Origin of the sequence: Thalassobaculum sp. OXR-137 (assembly GCF_034377285.1) — a bacterium.
In the GTDB taxonomy this organism is placed as follows: Bacteria; Pseudomonadota; Alphaproteobacteria; order Thalassobaculales; family Thalassobaculaceae; genus Thalassobaculum.
Genome location: NZ_CP139715.1, coordinates 5,291,571 through 5,312,101, shown reverse-complemented (window position 1 = coordinate 5,312,101; position 20,531 = coordinate 5,291,571). Strand labels below are relative to the sequence as shown.

The window sequence follows — 20,531 nt, the reverse complement described above, 5'->3', positions numbered from 1 at the left end:
TGGCCGTTTGTATGGTTCAGAATCCCGCCGCCGCGCAAACCAATGTCGTGCCCCAGAATCGCGGCGAGATCAGTCTGACCTTCGCGCCCCTGGTCAAGGAGGTCGGCCCGGCGGTGGTCAACGTCTACACCCGCACCGTGCTGTCCGAGCGCCGCGGCGTGTCGCCGCTGTTCGACGATCCGTTCTTCAAGCGCTTCTTCGGCGATCTGCTCCCGTCCCTGCCGCAGCGGCGGCGCGAGGCGAACTCGCTCGGCTCCGGCGTGATCGTCGATGCCGACGGCACGGTGGTGACCAACAACCACGTCATCCAGGGTGCGGACGAGATCACCGTCGTGCTCAACGACCGGCGCGAGTTCAAGGCGCGGCTGGTGCTGGCCGACCCGGATACCGACCTCGCGGTGCTGGCGATCGAGGGGGTGCGCGAGCCGCTGCCCTATGTGCAGATCCACGACAGCGACGAGCTGGAGGTCGGCGATCTGGTATTGGCGATCGGCAACCCGTTCGGGGTCGGCCAGACCGTGACCATGGGCATCGTCTCGGCCCTGGCGCGCACCAATGTCGGCATCACCGACTACAGCTTCTTCATTCAGACCGACGCCTCGATCAACCCGGGCAACTCGGGCGGCGCGCTGATCGGCACCGACGGCCGGCTGGTCGGCATCAACACCGCGATCTTCTCCAACCGCCAGGCGGGCAGCCCCGGCGGCTCGGTCGGCATCGGCTTCGCGGTGCCCTCCAACATGGTGGCGACGGTGCTGCGCGCGGCCCGCGACGGCGGCGTGGTGCGCCCCTGGCTCGGCGCCCGGACCCAGACCGTCACCGCCGACCTGGCCGACAGCCTGGGCATGAAGCGGCCGGTGGGCGCTCTGGTCAACGACCTGTATCCCGGCGGTCCGGCGGAGAAGGCGGGCCTGCGCTCCGGCGACGTGATCGTCGCGGTCGACGGCCGCGAGGTGATCGACAGCGGCGCCCTGCGCTACCGGGTGGCCACCCGCGCGCCCGGCGAGGACGTGACCATCAAGATCCTGCGCGGCGGCCGGGAGCGCGACCTCTCCCTGGCCATGGTGCCGCCGGCCGAGGATCCGCCGGCCCAGGTCACCGACGTGTCGGGCCGCAACCCGTTCTCCGGCAGCCGGGTCGCCAATCTCTCCCCCGCCCTGGCGGTGGAAGAGGGCTTCGACGAGATGGCCCGCGGCGTCGTGGTGCTCGGGATTAAGCGCGGCACCGCCGCCGACCAGATCGGCGTGCGCCGGGGCGACATCGTCGTGCGCATCAACGGCCTGGACATCGACAGCGTCGCCACCTTCAACGAGGCGGTGGCCAGTGCGCGCGGCGGCTGGGAACTGGCGATCAAGCGGGACGGCAAGGTACTGACCACCCGGGTCCAGGGTTAGGTCACCCATGAGCCTGTTCGAGACCCAAGCCCCGCGACCGCTCGCCGACCGGCTGCGCCCGGAACGGCTGGAGGACGTGGTCGGCCAGGACCACCTGCTCGGCCCCGAAGGGCCGATCGGGCGGATGCTGGCCAAGGGGCGGCTGGCCTCGATGATCCTGTGGGGCCCGCCGGGCTGCGGGAAGACCACCATCGCCCGGCTGCTGTCGGAGAAGGCGGGGCTTGAATTCATGCCGCTCTCGGCGGTGTTTTCCGGCGTGGCGGACCTGAAGAAGGCATTCGAACAGGCCCGCGGCCTGCGCGCCTCGGGCAAGGGCACCCTGCTGTTCGTGGACGAGATCCACCGCTTCAACCGCGCCCAGCAGGACGGCTTCCTGCCGGTGGTCGAGGACGGCACCGTCACCCTGGTCGGCGCCACCACCGAGAACCCCAGCTTCGAGCTGAATGCGGCGCTGCTGTCCCGCGCCCAGGTCTTCGTGCTGCGTCGGCTGGACGATGCGGCCCTGGACCGGCTGCTCGACCGGGCGGCGGAGGAGGAGGGGCGGCCGCTGCCGGTGACCGAGGACGGCCGGGCCACCCTACGCGCCATGGCCGACGGCGACGGCCGCTTCCTGCTGAACATGGCCGAGGAGGTCTTCGAGCTCTCGCCGCACCAGCCGCTCGATTCCGCCGGTGTGGCCGCCGGCGTGAACCGCCGCGCCCCGGTCTACGACAAGAACCGGGAAGAGCATTACAACCTGATCAGCGCGCTGCATAAGTCGATGCGCGGCTCCGACCCGGACGCGGCCCTGTACTGGCTGGCCCGGATGCTCGCCGGCGGCGAGGACCCGGCCTATATCCTGCGCCGGCTGACCCGCTTCGCGGTGGAGGATGTGGGCATGGCCGATCCGACCGCCGTCACCACCGCCATCGCCTGCTGGGAGACGTACGACCGTCTGGGCTCGCCGGAGGGGGATCTGGCGATCAGCCAGCTCGTCATCCACCTGGCCACCGCGCCCAAGTCGAATGCCGGCTACAAGGCCCATGGGGCGGCCAAGCGGGCGGCCAAGCAGACCGGTTCGCTGATGCCGCCGGCCCATATCCTCAACGCGCCGACCAAGCTGATGAAGGAACTGGGCTACGGCGCAGGCTACGCCTACGACCATGACGCCGAGGACGGGTTCTCCGGTCAGGACTACTTCCCCGAGGGCATGGCGCGGCAGCGGTTCTACAACCCGGTGGAGCGCGGCTTCGAGCGCGAGATCCGCAAGCGGGTCGACTATTTCGACAAGCTGCGCGGCAAGCGCCGGCAGTCGCAGGGCACGGCCCCCGCCGACACCCAGGACACGCCGGACGAGGACGCATGACGGCCGTCCCGGCCTTCGACCGCTTCTACGGGATCGACTGGTCGGGCTCCAAGGCGCGGCGCCTGCCGGGGCTTCGGGTGGCGGAATGCGCGCCGGGCACGGCGGCGCCGAACCTGCTCGACGGCCCGCAGTCGGGCGGGCTGTGGCGGCGACTGGACGTGCTGGCGCTGCTGGAGCGCGAGATCGCGGCGGGGACGCGGGTGCTGGCCGGGTTCGACTTCGCCTTCGCCTATGCCCATGCCGATCGCGGTGCCTATTTCCCGGAGACCGGCCCGGACCCGTCCGATATCCGCGCGCTCTGGGCCTTCGTGGAGGATCTCGCGGGCGAGACCGAGGATCTCTATGCGGGGTCGGTCTATGCTCCGGGCTCGCCGGTCGCCGACCATTACCTGTCGCCGCTGGGGCGGGGCTCGCTCTATGCCTACCGGCAGCGCCGGGCCGAGCAGGCCTGCGCCGGCGTCACCACGCCGCATCCGGTGTTCAAGTGCATCGGTGCCGCCAATGTGGGTACCGGCTCGGTGGCGGGGATGCGGCTGCTGCACCGGATCGCCGACCGCGCCGCCGTCTGGCCTTTCGCCGCACCGGGCCCGGTTACGCTGGTGGAGGTGTTCCCCCGCCGATATTTCATCGCGGCCGGGCAGGACCCAAGGGCGTGGCGGGAGCGGGCGACGGTCGACGCCACCCTCGCCGGATACGGCAGCGCGGCCTATAGTGGTCCCGTCCTGGATACCGAGGACAAGGCCGATGCGGTGGTCGCCGCCGCGGCGCTGCGGGCGCTGTCGGAGGACCCGGCGGTCTGGTCCGCGCCCGGGCGGGAGCCGGCCTCTCGGTTGGAAGGCTGGATATTCGGCGTCACCTGAGATAAGCCCGCGCTCATGAAGATGCTTCTCGCTGTGGCCCTGGGCGGCGCCGTCGGGGCCGTCCTGCGGTATAAGGCCGTCGGATGGATCGCGCACCTGATGGGGCACGGTTTTCCCTGGGGCACCCTGGCGGTCAACGTGATCGGCTCGTTCGCCATGGGCGCGCTGGTCGAGTTGGGCGCGCTGAAGCTGAACCTGTCGGGCGAGATGCGGGCGTTTCTCGCGGTCGGCCTGCTCGGCGCCTTCACGACGTTCTCCACCTTCTCGCTGGACGTGGCGACGCTTTGGGAACGCGGCGCGGTCATGTCGACCGGCGCTTACATTGCGGGCTCGGTGGCTCTGTCGATCCTGGCATTGTTCGCCGGCCTCGCCCTCGTTCGAACGGTGGTAGCATGAGTGCCTATGTCGAAACCCGCACCGTCGATGCCGACGAGGCGGAACAGCGGCTGGACCGCTGGTTCAAGCGGCATTTCCCCGCCGTCACCCACGGCCAGCTTTCCAAGCTGCTGCGCACCGGACAGATCCGCATCGACGGCAAGCGCGCGAAATCGAACCAGCGGCTGGAGGCCGGGCAGCAGATCCGCATCCCGCCCCTGGGCGATGCCCAGCCGCATCTGCAGTTCGCCAAGCCGGCCCGGCGCGACAGCGAGACCGGGGCGGACCTGATCGAGGCGGTCATCTACCGCGACGACGACATGATCGCGATCAACAAGCCCGCGGGCCTTGCGGTGCAGGGCGGCTCGGGGACCACCAAGCATATCGACGGCGCGCTCGACAGCCTGCGCTTCGGCTACAGCGAGCGGCCGCGGCTGGTGCACCGGCTGGACAAGGACACCTCCGGCGTTCTGATCCTGGCCCGTACCCAGCGGGCCGCCCGGCGGCTGACCCATGCGTTCCGGGCAAAGTCGGCGCTGAAGATCTACTGGGCGCTGGTGGTGGGCGAGCCGAAGCCGACCAACGGCCAGATCGAGCTGCCGATCGCCAAGCTCCCGGGCAAGCTCGGCGAGAAGATGGCCGTCGACCACGAGAACGGTCAGTCGGCCGTCACCCGCTACGTCACCCTGGAGAAGCTCGGCCGCCGCGCCGCGCTGGTCGCCCTGTCGCCGGTGACCGGCCGCACCCACCAGCTTCGCGTCCATATGGAGGCCATCGGCACCCCGATCCTGGGCGACGGCAAGTATGGTGCTGCGGAGGCGTTCCTGCAGGGCGAGGGGATCAGCCGCAAGCTGCACCTGCACGCCCGCGCCATCCGCATCCCCGACGAGGACGGCGTTCCGATCGAGATCATCGCGCCGCTGCAGGACCACATGATCCGCTCCTTCGACTTCTTCGGCCTGGAGCCGGAGCTGGACGGGTCGCCGTTCGAGCCCTTCGAGGAGTAACCGTGCCCGGCCTGAAGCTCTGCGCCTTCGACCTCGACGGCACCCTGGTCGACAGCCAGCACCGCATCGTCGCCTCCATGACCGCCGCCTTCGCGACGGAGGGGCAGGTGGCGCCGACCCCGGACAGCGTGCGCCAGGTGGTGGGATTGCCGCTGGACGTGGCGATCCGACGGCTGGCGCCGGGCGTCGGCGGCCTGCAGGTCGAGCGGCTGGTGGAAGCCTATCGCGACGCCTATTTCGACCCGCGCCACGACGGCGAGGCGCCGGAGCCGCTGTTTCCGGGCACCCGCCAGATGCTCGACGCCATGGAGGCGGAGGGCTGGCTGCTCGCCATCGTCACCGGCAAAAGCCGGCGCGGACTGCTCCACGTGCTGGACGCCCACGGCATCCGCCGGCGCTTCGTGTCGCTGAAATCCGCCGATGACGGGCCGGGCAAGCCGAACCCGACCCTGCTGCTGGAGGCCATTGCCGAGGCCGGCTGCGAGCGCCGCCGCACGGTCATGGTCGGCGATACCAGCTTCGACATGGAGACGGCGGTCAACGCCAAGGTCGCCGGGGCCATCGGGGTTTCCTGGGGCTATCACGATGCGCTTCGGCTTCAGGCGGCCGGATCGGTTATCATCCTGGACAGGTTCGACCAGCTCCCGTCCGTGGCGGCCGAGCTGATCGCGCCGCAACCGGAGGACTGACCCCATGCGCTGGCTCCACATTCTGGCCGGTCTCGTCGGTGTCCTGGCGATCGCCGTCATCGGCCTGGTGATCTTCGTCGCGACCCTCGACCTGAACAGCTACAAGGCTGAGATCGAGGCGGCGGTGCGCGAGGCGACCGGCCGCGATCTGACCATCGAGGGCGATCTCGACCTCGCCTGGACGCCGCGCCCGACGCTCACCACCGAGACCGTGCATTTCGCCAACGCCTCCTGGGGCAGCCGGCCCGACATGGCGACAATCGGTCGCCTGGAGGTCGCGGTGGACGTGGTGCCGCTGCTTTCGGGGACCCTGGACGTGCAGCGGGTCGCCCTGGCCGATGTCGACCTGCTGCTGGAGCGGGACGCGACGGGGGCGGCGAACTGGCAGCTCGGTGGGGACTCGTCCGGCGGCGGCGCCGAGACGGTGCCACTGCTGCGCAGCGTCGACCTGGTCGATGTGATGGTGCGCTGGAAGCCCTCGCCCGATGCCGAGACCCAGACCGTGCGGATCAGCCGGCTCACCCTGGAGGGGGAGGACGGCAACACGCCCCTGGACGTGAGCCTGGAAGCCGATGTGAACGGCGACCCGATCGCGTTCGACGGCACCCTGCCGGCCCTGTCGGAGGCCCTGCGGCCCGGGGCGACCCTGCCGGTGGACGTGACCGGATCCGTCGGCGGCCGCGATGTCGCGCTGGCGGCCAACCTGCATTACGCGGTGGCGAAGGATGGGGCGCTGTCCTCGATCGAGGCCGACAGGCTGTCGCTGACCGCGGACGGGATCACCGTGACCGGCTCCGCGTCCCTGGCCCTGGACGGCCCGCGTCCGAAGCTGGTGGCCGATCTGAAGAGCGATACCATCGCCCTGCCCGAAGGCGGGGACGGCGGCGGCGACGGGCTGGAGGCACCGCTGCCCTTCGACCTGCTGACGCTGATTGACGCGCAGGTCAAGTTTTCGGCCGCGGAAATTTCGCGAAACCCCCTGATTCTGTCCAATCTGTCCACTACCGCCACCCTGACCGACGGCACCCTGCGCCTCGATCCGCTCGACGCCACGGTCTCCGACGGCGCGATCAGCGCCAAGCTGATGGTGGTCGCCTCCGACACGGTGCCGGCCCAGGCGCTGAAGGCGACCTGGCGCGGTGCGGATTTCGGCAAGCTCGCCCACACCCTCCACGGCTCCGACACCCTGGATGCCAGGGGCGACGCGGCGGTCGACCTGTCGGCCTCCGGCACCAGCATCCGCGACATGATCGCCAGCCTCGCCGGCACCGCCTGGATCACCTCCCGGGACGGTCACATCGCCAACGAGGACTGGGAACTGATCGCCGAAGACCTCGCCACCAACTTCCTGCCCTTCCTGGAAGGGGCGGGGCGCGGCACCCTGAAATGCGCCGTCGGCCGCTGGACCCTCAAGCGCGGTGTGGCGGAGACGGTGGTGATGATGGTCGACAGCGACCGGGTCACCGTCGGCGGCCAGGGCACGATCGACCTCGCCCGCGAGACCCTCGACATGCGCCTGATGCCGAACCCGAAGGATGCGAGCCTGGTCAGCCTTGCCACGCCGGTCATGATTACCGGCCCGATCGCGAACCCGCAGATCGCACCCGACCCGCTGGCGGTCGCCAAGGGGGTGGGCTCGGTGGTCGGCGCGGCCGCCCTGGCCGGCCCGCTGGCATTGATGCTGCCCTTCGTGTCCTCGGGATCGACCGAGCCGGCCTGCGCCGAAGCGATCGCCGTCGCCCAGGGCTCCAAGCCGATGCCGAGCGCCGGCAGCGCGGGGTCGAACGAACAGGAGAACAAGCCGGGCGGCATCAAGGGCCTGTTCGACAGCCTGCGCAAAGCCGTGGAATAGCCGCCCCGCGAACCGACACAGGAAAGACGCGACCCGCATGAAACGCTTCTACAAGTCCGTCGCCGTGACCGATGCGGATGACGGCGCCTTTCTCGTCACCCTGGACGGCCGCAACCTGAGCTCCCCGGCCAAGCGCCCGCTGCGGCTGCCGACCCGCGGCGTGGCCGAGGCGGTGGCCGAGGAATGGGAGACCCAGAAGGAGGAGATCGATCCCTCCTCCATGGCGATGATGAGTTTCGCCGCCACCGTCACCGACCGGGTCACGCCCCAGCGCGAGCATGTGGTCGACGAGATCGCCGGATTCGGCGGTTCAGACCTCCTGTGCTTCCTGGCCGAGGGGCCCGACGAGCTGGTCGGCCGGCAGGTCAGTCAGTGGACCCCTTGGCGCGAGCGGGCGGAGAAACGTCTGGCCATGCGTCTTGCGGTGACCGCCGGGGTCATGCCGGTGCGGCAGCCGCCGGAGGCGCTGGCCGCCTTCCGTGCGGCCGTGGACGCGGTGGACGACTGGCGTCTGGCGCCGCTTCATACCGCCACCTCGATAACCGGATCGCTGGTTCTGGCGCTGGCCTTCCTCGACGGCGCCCTCGCGGCGCTGGAGGCGTTCGACCTCTCGCAGATCGACGAGGCGTTCCAGGTGGAGAAATGGGGCCAGGACCGGGAGGCCGAACTGCGCCGCCGCAACCTGCTGGCCGAGATGAAGGCGGCCGAGCGCTTCAAGATGCTGTTGGACGCCTGAGCGGGCGCACAATATGAATTCCCGGTCACATAGACCGGCGAATTGCTCTAGGATCGCCGGCCGAACGACTGTGGGAAACGCATAAGGGGCATCGACGATGCAGGACATCATCCACCGTCTCGAAGAGATGCGGGAGCAGGCCAGGGCCGGTGGCGGCGAGAAGCGGGTCGCCGCCCAGCATGCCAAGGGCAAGCTGAGCGCGCGGGAGCGCATCGACCTGTTGCTCGATCCCGGCTCCTTCGAGGAGTGGGACATGTTCGTCGAGCATCGCTCGACCGATTTCGGCATGGCCGACCAGAAGGTGCGCGGCGACGGCGTCGTCACCGGCTGGGGCACGGTGAACGGCCGTCTGATCTTCGTGTTCAGCCAGGACTTCACGGTGTTCGGCGGCTCCCTGTCGGAAGCCCATGCCGAGAAGATCTGCAAGGTCATGGACCAGGCGATGAAGGTCGGCGCCCCGGTCATCGGCCTGAACGACAGCGGCGGCGCGCGCATCCAGGAAGGCGTCGCCTCCCTCGGCGGCTATGCCGAAGTGTTCCAGCGCAACGTGCTCGCCTCGGGCGTGGTGCCACAGATCTCCATGATCATGGGCCCCTGCGCCGGCGGTGCCGTCTACTCCCCGGCGATGACTGACTTCATTTTCATGGTGAAGGACAGCTCCTACATGTTCGTCACCGGCCCGGACGTGGTGAAGACCGTCACCCACGAGACGGTGACCCACGAGGAACTGGGCGGGGCGGTCACCCACACCACCAAGTCCGGCGTCGCCGACCTCGCCTTCGACAACGACGTTGAGGCCCTGCTGAACCTGCGCCGCTTCATCGACTTCCTGCCGTCCTCTAACCGCGAGCAGCCGCCGGTGCGGCCGACCGCGGACGAGGCGGACCGTCCGGAATACTCGCTGGACAGCCTGGTCCCGGCGAACCCGAACAAGCCCTACGACATGAAGGAGCTGATCCATAAGGTCGTGGACGAGGGCGACTTCTTCGAGATCCAGCCGGGCTATGCCGGCAACATCCTGATCGGCTTCGCCCGCATGCAGGGCTCGACCGTCGGCATCGTCGCCAACCAGCCGATGGTCCTGGCCGGCTGCCTCGACATCGAGAGTGCCAAGAAGGCCGGCCGCTTCGTGCGGTTCTGCGACTGCTTCAACATCCCCATCGTGACCTTCGTCGACGTGCCGGGCTTCCTGCCGGGGACCGCCCAGGAATTCGGCGGCATCATCAAGCACGGCGCCAAGCTGCTCTTCGCCTATGCCGAGGCGACGGTGCCGAAGGTGACGGTCATCACCCGCAAAGCCTATGGCGGCGCCTATGACGTCATGAGCTCCAAGCACCTGCGCGGCGACGTGAACTACGCCTGGCCGACGGCGGAGATCGCGGTCATGGGGCCGAAGGGCGCGGTGGAGATCATCTTCCGCGGCGATCTCGGCGACGAGGCGAAGATCGAGGCCCGCACCGAGGAATACCGCGAGCGCTTCGCCAACCCGTTCGTGGCGGCCAGCCGGGGCTATCTCGACGACATCATCCGCCCGCACAACACGCGCCGCCGGATCTGCCGGGCGCTGGCCATGCTGCGCGACAAGCAGCTCAGCAACCCGTGGAAGAAGCACGACAACATTCCACTGTGATTGCCGCCCGCCGGGCCTCTTAGGACTTAAGAGTAGGGAAGAACGCCAGATGTTCTCGAAAATCCTCATCGCCAACCGCGGCGAGATTGCGTGCCGGATCATCCGCACCGCCAAGCGGATGGGCATCAAGACGGTCGCCGTCTATTCCGACGCCGATGCGGACGGCAAGCATGTGCGCATGGCCGACGAGGCGGTGCGGCTCGGCCCGCCGCCCTCGGCCGAGAGCTACCTGCTGATCGACAAGATTGTGGAAGCCTGCAAGGAGACCGGGGCGGAGGCAGTCCATCCCGGCTTCGGATTCCTGTCCGAGCGGGCAGCCTTCTGCGAGGCGCTGGAGAAGGCCGGCATCACCTTCATCGGCCCGGGCGTGAAGGCGATCGAGGCGATGGGCGACAAGATCACCTCGAAGAAGATCGCCAAGGAGGCCGGGGTCAGCACGGTCCCCGGCTATGTCGGGCTGATCGAGGGGCCGGACCATGCCGCCGAGATCGCCGACGAGATCGGCTATCCGGTGATGATCAAGGCCACCGCCGGCGGCGGCGGCAAGGGCATGCGCATCGCCAATTCCAAGGACGAGCTGAAGGACGGCGTGCGCTCGGCCATGAACGAGGCGCGCTCCTCCTTCGGCGACGACCGGGTGTTCATCGAGAAGTTCGTCACCGAGCCGCGCCATATCGAGATCCAGGTGCTGGCCGACAGCCATGGCAACGTGATCCATCTGGGCGAGCGCGAATGCTCCATCCAGCGCCGCCACCAGAAGGTCATCGAGGAGGCGCCGAGCCCGTTCATCGACGCCGAGACCCGGGCGAAGATGGGCGAACAGGCCTGCGCGCTGGCCCGCCAGGTCGGCTATGTCTCCGCCGGTACGGTCGAGTTCATCGCCGATGCCGACAAGAACTTCTACTTCCTGGAAATGAACACGCGCCTGCAGGTCGAACACCCGGTCACCGAGATGGTCACCGGCCTCGATCTGGTGGAGCAGATGATCCGGGTCGCCTATGGCGAGAAGCTGCCGCTGACCCAGGACGAGGTGAAGATGGACGGCTGGGCCATCGAGGCCCGCGTCTATGCCGAGGATCCGTTCCGCGGCTTCCTGCCGTCCATCGGCCGGCTCACCCGTTACGACCCGCCGCTGGACGTGGACGGCATCCGGGTCGATGACGGCGTGGAGGAGGGGTCGGAGATCTCCATGTTCTACGACCCGATGATCGCCAAGCTGATCGCCTATGGCGAGACCCGGGATCAGGCGGCCGATCGCATGGAAGAGGCGCTGAACCGCTACCGGATCCGCGGCGTCGGCCACAACATCCCGTTCCTGTCGGCGACCATCGCCATGGACCGGTTCCGCAAGGGCAACATCACCACCAACTTCATCGCCGAGGAATTCCCCGACGGCTTCGAAGGGGCGGCGATCGGCGACTACGAACGCGGCGCGATGCAGGCCCTGGCGGTCGCCTTCGCCCGCGACGATGCCGAGCGGAGCCTGCGGATCAGCGGCCAGGTCGCCAACCGCGGCAAGTCCGAGATCGCAACGGTCTGGACCGTGCGCGAGGTCCGCGAGAACACCAAGGTGGAGATCCGCCCGGTGGAGGACGGCTACGACGCCGTCGTCGCCGGCCAGCGCTACGCCGTCCGCGGGGCGCTCGACGCCACCATCGCGGTGTTCGACGGCAACGTGAACGGCGAGCCGTTCCCGGTGCAGATCGACCGCGACGGCATCTACCGCGAGCTGTCCTTCGGCGGCTGCTCCATGCGGGTGCTGGTGGTGCCGCCGCGGGTGGCCGACGCGCTGGACAAGATGCCGGCCAAGGAAGCGGCCGACACCTCCAAGCTGCTGGTCTCGCCGATGCCGGGCCTGCTGGTCTCCATCGCCGTGTCCGAAGGCGACCCGGTAAAGGCGGGGCAGGAGATCTGCGTGGTGGAAGCCATGAAGATGGAGAACGTGCTGCGCGCCGAGAAGGACGGCACGGTGGCCAAGGTCCATGCCAGCGCCGGCGCCAGCCTCGCGGTCGATCAGACCATCGTCGAGTTCGAATAAAACGGGAGGACCGCATGGCCGAGACCCGACACCTGACCGTCACCGGCCGGGTGCAGGGCGTGGCCTACCGCGCCTGGACCGTCGGCACCGCCAAGGAACTCGGCCTCGCCGGCTGGGTCCGCAACCGGCGGGACGGCTCGGTCGAGATCGCCGTCCGCGGCGAGCCGGAGGAACTGGACGCCCTGGCCGAGCGCTGCCGGCGCGGGCCGCCGATGGCGCTGGTAGAGAACGTGGCGGTGACGGCGGTGGAGGACGACCCCGATCTCGGGCCGTCCTTCGTGCAGGTGGCGACCGAGTAGGGATTCATTCCCGAACAGATCCGACTTCCCCAATATTTTCCCGACTTCCTGGAGGCGCGCAGCGTCATTCAGGACCATGAGCGGACGTCGGGGTCACGGTCCTGGACAGCGCCTGTGGCGCTTCCAGGAAGTCGGAGAGGGGAGTTTGGTAGCGATTCGACCCCGGTGACCCGGAACCCCCACGACCCATCGCCGTGCAATCCCTGAGCCGCCCGCACCGGGCTGACGGATCGGGTGCCGCGCCGTATCGTTCTCCCAGAGACGACGCGAGGAGGCCGCGATGACGCCCATCGATCCCCCGTCCCATCGGCAATGGACCGAGCGGCTGCGCTGGTTCGACGACCGGCTGCGCCGCGCCGGCGGCGACCGGCCGCTTCAGGTCGATGCCCAGACCGAAGCCATCCTCACCGAGCTGCGCCGGGTCTTCGCCGCCGGGGCCTGGGTGACCGCCGTGATCCTCGCCCAGACCGCCATCGACAGCGACGTGGCCGACCAGGTGGGCCACGACGACTGGGAGGCCGAGGAGGCGGACGTGGCGGTCGGCATGGGATATGGCGGCGGCGGGCTGCACCTGAACACGGTCCGGTTCGGCCGCGACTACGTCTGGCTGCGGGACAAGCGCAACGGCTACATCCACAACGACGACCGCCTTCCGGCGATCACCGCGCGCGAAATTGCTTTGGAGTCCGCGCGCATGGAGCAGGAGGCCCGCAAGGCGGTCGACCTCATGGCCGACGCCCTGGCCGGGGCGGCTTAGGCTTGGCCGAGGACAGCGCAGGCCGCACGGCACGCTGCGGCTGCGGCGCACTGTCGGTGCGGGTGACTGGCGAGCCTCTGGAGGTCTACGCCTGTTCCTGCCTCAACTGCCAGCGCGAGACCGGGGGTGTCTTCACCTACACGGCGAGCTATCTCGACGCCGCCGCGATCGTGACCGGACAGGCCCGGCTCTGGCGGCGGATCGTTCCGTCTGGGCGGTGGATCGAAACCAGCTTCTGCCCTACCTGCGGCACCCAGGTTTTCCAGATCTCCGAACTTCAGCCCGGCGTGATCTGCATCGCCGTGGGCTGCTTCGCGGATCCGGCTTTTCCGGCACCGCGGACGCTTTACTTCGGCAGGAGTTGCCACCGATGGCTGGTGTTGCCGGAGGAGATGCGACGGCTGGCGACGCAGCCGGATTAAGTGCCTCCAACTCCTTCATACCCGTCATCCCGGTGGACCCCGGACGTGATCCGGAGGCCGACCGGGACCGAGAAACTGGCGCCCGTCACTGGGTCCCGGCCGCCCTCCGGGTCAGGCCCGGAGGACGCCGGGATGACGGTTGAATGTGATGTGGGAGAATGGCCTTACCCCCGTGGCGGCATGGGGACGCTGTCGCCGCCATCGGCATAGGCCGGGGCGCCGTCCAGGTCGTAGTAGTCGCCCTTCTCGGCGGTGAAGATATGAGCGGCGATCCGGAGTTCACCGTCGCAGCCGTCGTCCAGGGACCCCGCGGCGACCGACATCTTCTCCCCGCCGTCCATGCGGAAGAAGATCGAGCACCCGCAGGTCTTGCAGAAGCCGCGCCGGCTCTTCGGCCCAGACCGGTACCAGCCGAGATCCCGGCTCTCGGTCAGTTCGAAATGCTCGTTCCAGACGTCGAACGAGGGCAGGAAATGCCCCGTCATCCGCCGGCACTCGCGGCAGTGGCAGGCAACGATCTGCTTGATCGGGCCGGTGATCTTGTAGCGCACACCGCCGCACATGCAGCCGCCGGTACGCACCGGATGGTCAGCCATCAGACGTCCTCCCCATCTTTTGGATCGGCAGAGTGCCAGGGTGGGTCGTGGGTGAAAAGTTCTTTTTTTGTTCTGTTTGTTACCCTTCGCGGCTGGCGCGCCCCTTCGACACGTCGCTGCGCTCCTGCTCAGGGAGAGGTCGTTTTATTAAAGCAATGACCTCGCCCTGAGCGGCGACCGGAGGGAGCGTGTCGAAGGGCCGGCTCCCTACGGCCGTCCCCCCGCCACGCGGATATTGGCGCCGGCCGTATAGCCCGCCTTGTCGCTCATCAGCCAGACGATCGCCTCGGCGATCTCCTCCGGCTCGCCGAGGCGGCCCATGGGGATACGGCCCTTATTCGCGGCCGCCGCCTCCTCGGTGACCATGTCGGTGGCGGTCATGCCGGGCGAGACCGCGTTGACCCGGATGCCCTCGCCGGCGACCTCCTGGCTCAGGCCGATATGCAGCGAGTTCACCGCGCCCTTCGAGATCGCGTACATCACCTGGGATCCCGGGTTGCCGATATAGGCGGAGCCGGAGGACACGTTCACGATCGCCCCGCCTTTGCCGCCGTATTTGGTGGACATGCGTTTGACCGCCTCGCGGCAGCTGAGAATGCAGCCGACCACATTGGTCTTCAGCACCCGGTCGATATCGGCGGGTTTCAGGGCGTCGACCCGGCCGACCGGGCCGATGATGCCGGCGGAGTTCACCAGCCCGTCGATCGGGCCGAGGTCCTTTTCCACCGCGGCGAACATCGCCACCACCTGGGCTTCGTCGCCCACATCGGCCTGAACCGTCATGGCCCGGCGGCGCGGATATCGGCGGCGACCCTTTCGGCGGCCTCCGCATTGCCGGCATAGTTGACGGCCACGTCCCAGCCGTCGCGGGCGAGCAGGCGGCAGGTCGCGGCGCCGATGCCGCGCGATCCGCCGGTAACGAGGGCGATTTTCGCCATTGTGTTTCCTCCCTTTGATTGTGCGGGGAGGATAGGACGTGCGCCCGGTTCAGGCCAGATGCCCGCTCTTCACGTAGAGCAGGGCGCCGCCGGGGGAGGTCGCGGTATGGCGCGAGCCGGCCGGGTAGCGCACCCAGGTACCGGCCGGATGGACGCCGTGCTCGTCTTCCACCGACCCTTCCAGGACGAAGACCTCCTCCCCGCCCGCATGGACATGCTCCGGCGTCGCTGCGCCCGGCGCGAAGCGGGCCAGCCGGATATGCTCCGGGTGGCCGTCCTCCCGGTACAGGTCCTGCACCTCGATTCCCGCTGCCAGACCTGGCCGCCAGGCACCTGTGGTCGTATCCACCGTGATCTGCCGCCGCGCGCCCGGGTATTGCCGCAGCTTCACGAACAGGATGCATCCGTCCTTGGAGCGCGGGGCGTGCTCGAAGCCTTCCGGGTTCAGCAGAAAGGTGCCGGCCGGATAATCGCCGTGTTCGTCCGAGAACACGCCGTCCAGCACCAGGATCTCCTCGCCGTCCGGGTGCGGATGGCTGTGGAACCGGCTGCCGGGTTCGTAGCGCACGACCGAGGTGACGCGGCTCGCCTCCTTATCCCCGGCGAGGTCGAGACGCTTGCGAAAGACGCTGGGACTGGGGCTCACCTGCCACTCGACCCGGTTGGTGTCGATGCGCGCGAACACCGACAGGTCGCTGTTCAGACCGTCCGCCGCGGCGCTCATCGGAACAGATTCCCGAATGCGCCCTTGCGGCGCTTCGCCAGGAACTGCTGGTGGTAGTCCTCGGCCCGCCAGAAGGTGCCCGTCCTGGCGATCTCGGTGGCGACCGGCACGCCATGAGCCGCGAGCCTCTCCTTCACCGCACGGGCGGTCGCCTCCTGCTCGTCATCCTCGACGAACACGGCAGAGCGGTACTGGATGCCGATATCTGGCCCCTGGCGGTTGACCTGGGTGGGATCGTGGATGTCGAAGAACACCTCCAGCAACTCCTCGTACGTCACCTTCGCCGGGTCGTACTCCACCTCGACCACCTCCGCATGGCCGGTATTGCCGCTGCAGACCTCCTCGTAGGTCGGGTTCTCCTTCGTGCCGCCGGCATAGCCGACGGCCGCGCCGGTTACGCCCGGTACCTTGCGGAACTGCTCCTCCGGACTCCAGAAACATCCGGCTCCGAAAATCGCCTTCGCCATGCTGTCCTCCTCGCGCGCCGTGAGAGGGGCGCGCCTTCCAGAGATGTATATCGACGGGCCGACCGTCCAGGCCGGCGGCTACTCCCGCTCCGCCTCGGCCGCCCGCTCCTCGCGCCACTTCAATGCGGCGCGCAGGCCGTCGGACCGGGCGATCTCGAGAAAGCGATGCTTGGTGGCCATGCCCTCGCCCTCGATCAGCATGTCCACCTCCAGGGCGGATTCCAGCGCCGTGCCCATCCCCATGAGTTCGTAGGTCCGGTTCACCGCCCGCTTGGTCTCGCGGATCAGGGTGCGGTCCATGGCGGCCATGCGCCGGGCCAGGGTCAGCGCGACCTCCACGTCCTGGCCGACCGGCACGATGCGGTTGATCAGCCCCATCTCCTTGGCCTCGGCGGCCGGAATGTCGTCGAGGCCGAGCAGGATGATCTCCTTCGCCCGCTTCGGGCCGACCACCCAGGGCAGGATCATGGTGACGATGCCGGCGCCGAACTTCACCTCCGGCTCGCCGAAGATCGCGTCCTCCGCCGCCACGGTGATGTCGCAGGCCATGGTCAGCTCGCAGGCGCCGGCCAGGGCCGGGCCGTGCACGGCGGCGATCGTCGGCTTGCTCATGTGCCAGAACCGCATGGTGCAGTCGAAGTCCCGGCGCAGCACCGGCCGCCACTCGGCCACGCCCTTCGGCGTGTTGCGCGCCTGAGCCTGCAGGTCGAAGCCGGAGGAGAAGGCCTTGCCCGCGCCGGTGACCACGACCGCGCCGACCTCCTCGTCCGCCTCCGCCTTGTCGCAGGCCGCCTCCAGCGCCTTCAGCATGTCCTGATCCATGGCGTTCAGGCGCTCGGGCCGGTTCAGGGTGATCAGGGCGACCTTGCCCCGGCGCTCGTAGAGAACGGTGTCGGTCATGGCTTTGGCTTGTCCGTTTGCATTGGGCGGGTGAGGATGAGGGTATGACCATGATCTCTTTCTGTCTGCCCCGCCGATGACCGTCTTCGCCGACACCCTGTTCGCCGCGATGGCGGCCCATGGCGACGCGCCCGCCATCGAACGGGCGGGCGCCGTCCTGAGCCACGGCGAGTTGTGCCGCCGGGCGGAGACCCGGGCGTTGGAACTGATGGGGGAGGGCGTGGGAGCCTTCCGGCCGCAGCCGGTGCTGGTCGACAACAGCCCGATCGATCTCGTCGAGCTGCTGGCGGTGTATCGCGCCAACGGCGTGGCGGTGCCGATCCATCGGGCCACTCCGCGCTCTCGGATCGAGGAGCTGGTGGCCCGGCTGGTGCCGGATCCGATGCTCCATGGCGCCTCCACCATCGTCTTCACCTCCGGAACGACGGGTGCGCCGAAGGCGGCGGTCCTGTCGGCCGAGCGGCAGGCGGCGAAGCTGGAGATGATCCGGCGCGAGACCGGCTGGCAGGACGGGCGGCGGACCCTGCTGGCGCTGCAGCTGACCTTCAGCTTCGGCCAGTGGGTGACCTGGCTGACCCTGTTGTCCGGCGGCACGCTGGTGTTTCCCGAGAAGCTCTCCGTCGAGGCGGTCGCCGGCGTTCTGGCGCGTCAGGACGTCGACCGGCTGCCCGCCGTCCCGACCCTGCTGCGCGGGCTGCTCGACCGTCCGGAGACGGCCGCCCTGGCGGGATGGAACGGCACGGTGATGGCCGGTGGAGAAGTCCTGCCCGCCGGGCTCGGCGGCAAGATCCGAGGCGCCTGGCCCGGGGCCGGGATCGGCGACATCTATGGGCTGACGGAAACCGGGACCTGCGACTTCTTCGTCGATCCCCCGGAGTATGACGCGGCAAGCGGATCGCTCGGTCGTCCGGGCGGCGATATCGACATTCGCATCGCCGAGGACGGTGAACTGCGGATCCGGTCGCCCTACGGCATGGTGGGGTATCTGCGGGACCCGGAGCGGACGGCGGACGCCTTCGACGGCGACGGCTATTTCCGGACCGGCGATCTGGCCGAGAGGCGCGACGATGGACGGGTGATCCTGGTCGGCCGGGCGAAGGACCTGATCAATCGCGGCGGCATGAAGGTCGCTCCGCTCGAGGTGGAGGCGGTGCTGGCCTCCCATCCGGATGTGGCGGGCGCCCTGGTGGCCGGTGTCCCGGATCCGCAGTCGGGCGAGGCGGTGATTGCCGTCATCACCGCGGCACCGGGCCGCGAGCCGGAACCGGCCGACATCCTCGCCTGGGCGGGGGAGCGGCTCGAACGCTACAAGCTGCCGTCCCGTCTCAAGGTCGTGGCCGCCCTGCCGACAGGGGCGACGGGCAAGGGCGACCGCGGCGCCGTCGGCCGTCTGTTCATCGAGTCTGTGTGAGGCTACCGCGGGGCGTCAGGGAGCGACTTCCGGCGGGCGCGGCGGGACCGGCGTCTGTTTCATCGCGTTGCGGCGCACCGTGTAGAAGGTGGAGGCGATGATGAACACGGCGCCGACCACCGTGTAGATCGTCGGAACCTCGCTGAACATCATGAACCCGAGCCCGGCGGAGGCCAGCAGGCGCACGTACTCGACGGGCGCGATGGCCGCCGCCTCGCCGTTGGAATAGGCCTTGATGTTGACGAACTGGGCCAGCGACATCACCCCGCCGATCACGGCCGTCAGCGCCAGATCCTCCCAACTCGGCCAGACCCAGAGATACCAGGCGGGTCCGGCCAGGATGACCGTCAGGCAGACCGACTGGTAGGCGATGATGGTCGCCGGCCGTTCGGTGCGCGCCAGCATCCGCAGGCAGATCATGATCATCGCCACGAAGAAGGCCGAGAGTAGGGCGAGCAGCGCATATTCGTTCAGCCCAGAGGGCGAGGGATGGGCGACGATGACGACGCCGACGAAACCGACCGCCGTCGCGGTCCACCGCCGCCAGCCGACGATCTCGTGCAGGATGACGACGGCGAGCATGGTCGTGAACAGGGTCCGCGAGAAGCTGATCGCCGTCGCTTCGGCGAGCGGCAGATGGACCAGCGCGGTGAACCCGGTCGTCATCGCGATCGCCGACAGCCCGACCCGGAGCATGTGCAGGCCCAGCCGCTCGGTCCGGAACACCGCCGGAAAGCCTTTGATGATCGCCGGCGAGACGACGAGGATGACGAAGGCCTGGCGCAGGAATAGGATCTCCACCACCGGCAGACGCTGGCCGACGAATTTGATCAGCGCGCCCATGACGGCGAAGACCAGCCCCGCGGCGAACAGCCAGATCGATCCCCGCACATTGCCGGACAGACCGTCCCACCACGCCCGGAAGCGAACAAGCGGGGTTGTGAGCGCCGGCGATGTACCGCTTTCGGCACTTTGAGGACTGTCGGAAGGAGGGGGCATATCGCTAAGCTTTGGGGATTGGAAAAACAGTATCAACTAAACGGGAGAGGGAGCCAATGCGCAGTGTTGACGGAATGGTGGCGTGGATCACCGGGGCGGGGACCGGGATCGGCGAGGCGACGGCGCGGCGGCTGGCCGGCGACGGCATGACGGTTGTGCTCAGCGGCCGTCGCGAGGAGCCGCTGCAGACCCTGGCGGAGGCGATCCGGTCCGACGGCGGCAAGGCCCAGGTCATCGCGCTGGACATCACCGACCGGGCCGCGGTTCTGGAAGCCGGCAAGCGCATCGACGCCGATCACGGGCGGCTCGACCTCCAGTTCAACAATGCGGGCATGAACGTGACCCAACGCACCTGGCGCGAGGCGGCGGCCGACCCGTCGCTGCTGGACGGCTGGGACGATGTGATCGATGCCAACGTCAAGGGCGTCTATAACGGCGTCGCGGCCGCCCTGCCGATCATGCTGCGGCAGAAGGACGGGGTGATCGCGACCACCTCCTCCTGGGCCGGGCGGTTCTATTCCGAGGTGGCCGGGGTGGCCTATGGCGCGTCGAAGCACGCGGTCATGTCGTTGAGCTTCCTGATCCAGCGCGAGCACGGCAATGATGGCATCCGCGCCACGGCAATCTGTCCGGGCGAGGTGCGCACGCCGATCCTGGACCGTCGGCCGAAGAAGCTCACCGCCGAAGAACTGAAGCAGGTGATCCAGCCGGAGGACGTGGCCGACGTGGTCGCCTTCCTGGCGGCGCTGAGCCCGGGCGCGTGCCTGAACGAGATCCTGATGAGCCCGACCTTCGACCGGCATAAGGCGTGAAACCAGCCTAGCCGGTTTCACGTCCCGGCGGAGGCCGGGACCATTTCTCCATATCCCCCTCCCACACTCCCCGGATTTATTCCGGGGCGAGGCCGAGACCTTGCGTGGTGTACGACAGCCTCGGCACGGCATCGGGCCTTGCCCCGGAATAAGTCCGGGGAGTGGGAGGAGGCTGAAGGTCCCTCCGAGATTCCCCAACTTCCGCCGCCCCCGAGGCGGATGCTACCGTTCGGAGATCCGCTCAACCGACCCGAAGAAGAGGTCGCTTCGCTCAGGGAGA

The 20,531-nt window shown here is 68.8% G+C and carries 20 protein-coding genes and 1 pseudogene; 15 read left to right on the top strand and 6 right to left on the bottom strand.

From position 1 onward, the window contains the following. Positions 1-47: 47 nt before the first annotated feature. From T8K17_RS24600 to T8K17_RS24540, 13 genes are all read left to right on the top strand, one after another. Complete coding sequence (locus tag T8K17_RS24600) at positions 48-1,394, top strand: DegQ family serine endoprotease (RefSeq protein ID WP_322332361.1); 1,347 nt, start codon at positions 48-50, stop codon at positions 1,392-1,394. Between the two features lie 7 nt (positions 1,395-1,401). After that, positions 1,402-2,739 (top strand): replication-associated recombination protein A, encoded by a 1,338-nt coding sequence (locus tag T8K17_RS24595; protein ID WP_322332360.1) that lies wholly within the window; start codon positions 1,402-1,404, stop codon positions 2,737-2,739. Continuing rightward, positions 2,736-3,599, top strand: a complete 864-nt coding sequence (locus T8K17_RS24590; RefSeq protein WP_322332359.1) for a hypothetical protein — start codon at positions 2,736-2,738, stop codon at positions 3,597-3,599. The genes T8K17_RS24595 and T8K17_RS24590 overlap by 4 nt, the downstream gene beginning before the upstream one ends. Before the next feature lie 15 nt (positions 3,600-3,614). Next, positions 3,615-3,995 carry a fluoride efflux transporter CrcB gene (gene crcB, locus T8K17_RS24585; RefSeq protein WP_322332358.1) on the top strand — a complete coding sequence of 127 codons (381 nt, stop codon included), beginning with the start codon at positions 3,615-3,617 and terminating at the stop codon, positions 3,993-3,995. After that, on the top strand, positions 3,992-4,981 hold the full coding sequence (locus tag T8K17_RS24580) for an RluA family pseudouridine synthase (RefSeq protein ID WP_322332357.1): 990 nt from the start codon (positions 3,992-3,994) through the stop codon (positions 4,979-4,981). Before crcB ends, T8K17_RS24580 begins: the two co-directional genes overlap by 4 nt. 2 nt (positions 4,982-4,983) lie before the next feature. Beyond that, positions 4,984-5,670: an HAD-IA family hydrolase gene (locus T8K17_RS24575; protein ID WP_322332356.1), complete on the top strand. Its 687-nt coding sequence runs from the start codon at positions 4,984-4,986 to the stop codon at positions 5,668-5,670. Between the two features lie 4 nt (positions 5,671-5,674). Beyond that, positions 5,675-7,522 carry an AsmA family protein gene (locus T8K17_RS24570; RefSeq protein ID WP_322332355.1) on the top strand — a complete coding sequence of 616 codons (1,848 nt, stop codon included), beginning with the start codon at positions 5,675-5,677 and terminating at the stop codon, positions 7,520-7,522. 37 nt (positions 7,523-7,559) lie between these two features. After that, on the top strand, positions 7,560-8,258 hold the full coding sequence (locus T8K17_RS24565) for an ATP12 family chaperone protein (protein ID WP_322332354.1): 699 nt from the start codon (positions 7,560-7,562) through the stop codon (positions 8,256-8,258). A 97-nt stretch (positions 8,259-8,355) separates the two neighbouring features. Continuing rightward, positions 8,356-9,888 carry an acyl-CoA carboxylase subunit beta gene (locus T8K17_RS24560; protein WP_322332353.1) on the top strand — a complete coding sequence of 511 codons (1,533 nt, stop codon included), beginning with the start codon at positions 8,356-8,358 and terminating at the stop codon, positions 9,886-9,888. 49 nt (positions 9,889-9,937) lie between these two features. Then, positions 9,938-11,926, top strand: coding sequence for an acetyl/propionyl/methylcrotonyl-CoA carboxylase subunit alpha (locus T8K17_RS24555; RefSeq protein ID WP_322332352.1), 1,989 nt, complete (start codon positions 9,938-9,940; stop codon positions 11,924-11,926). A 14-nt stretch (positions 11,927-11,940) separates the two neighbouring features. Further along, a complete protein-coding gene (locus T8K17_RS24550) occupies positions 11,941-12,225 on the top strand; it encodes an acylphosphatase (protein ID WP_322332351.1) in 285 nt (94 codons plus the stop codon). 280 nt (positions 12,226-12,505) lie between these two features. Next, entirely contained in the window at positions 12,506-12,982 is a 477-nt protein-coding gene (locus T8K17_RS24545; RefSeq protein WP_322332350.1) for a hypothetical protein, read from the top strand. Positions 12,983-12,984: 2 nt separating this feature from the next. Next, entirely contained in the window at positions 12,985-13,404 is a 420-nt protein-coding gene (locus tag T8K17_RS24540) for a GFA family protein (protein ID WP_322332349.1), read from the top strand. A gap of 164 nt (positions 13,405-13,568) precedes the next feature. On the opposite strand, the gene T8K17_RS24535 is transcribed toward T8K17_RS24540, so the two are convergent. From T8K17_RS24535 to T8K17_RS24515, 5 genes and pseudogenes are all read right to left on the bottom strand, one after another. Further along, complete coding sequence (locus tag T8K17_RS24535) at positions 13,569-14,000, bottom strand: GFA family protein (RefSeq protein WP_322332348.1); 432 nt, start codon at positions 13,998-14,000, stop codon at positions 13,569-13,571. 207 nt (positions 14,001-14,207) lie between these two features. Then, positions 14,208-14,938, bottom strand: a pseudogene (locus tag T8K17_RS24530) (SDR family oxidoreductase). A 49-nt stretch (positions 14,939-14,987) separates the two neighbouring features. Continuing rightward, positions 14,988-15,662: a cupin domain-containing protein gene (locus T8K17_RS24525; protein WP_322332347.1), complete on the bottom strand. Its 675-nt coding sequence runs from the start codon at positions 15,660-15,662 to the stop codon at positions 14,988-14,990. Then, complete coding sequence (gene msrA, locus T8K17_RS24520) at positions 15,659-16,129, bottom strand: peptide-methionine (S)-S-oxide reductase MsrA (protein ID WP_322332346.1); 471 nt, start codon at positions 16,127-16,129, stop codon at positions 15,659-15,661. The genes T8K17_RS24525 and msrA overlap by 4 nt, the downstream gene beginning before the upstream one ends. Positions 16,130-16,207: 78 nt before the next feature. Next, on the bottom strand, positions 16,208-17,029 hold the full coding sequence (locus T8K17_RS24515; RefSeq protein ID WP_322332345.1) for an enoyl-CoA hydratase/isomerase family protein: 822 nt from the start codon (positions 17,027-17,029) through the stop codon (positions 16,208-16,210). Positions 17,030-17,105: 76 nt separating this feature from the next. On the opposite strand from T8K17_RS24515, the gene T8K17_RS24510 reads away from it, so the two are divergent. Continuing rightward, entirely contained in the window at positions 17,106-18,440 is a 1,335-nt protein-coding gene (locus T8K17_RS24510; RefSeq protein WP_322332344.1) for a fatty acid--CoA ligase family protein, read from the top strand. 15 nt (positions 18,441-18,455) lie between these two features. Here the strand turns inward: T8K17_RS24510 and T8K17_RS24505 are convergent, their stop codons facing one another. Further along, a complete protein-coding gene (locus tag T8K17_RS24505) occupies positions 18,456-19,331 on the bottom strand; it encodes a DMT family transporter (protein WP_322332343.1) in 876 nt (291 codons plus the stop codon). Between the two features lie 164 nt (positions 19,332-19,495). Between T8K17_RS24505 and T8K17_RS24500 the strand changes: the two genes are divergently transcribed. Next, positions 19,496-20,251, top strand: a complete 756-nt coding sequence (locus T8K17_RS24500) for an SDR family oxidoreductase (RefSeq protein ID WP_322332342.1) — start codon at positions 19,496-19,498, stop codon at positions 20,249-20,251. Positions 20,252-20,531: the final 280 nt, after the last annotated feature.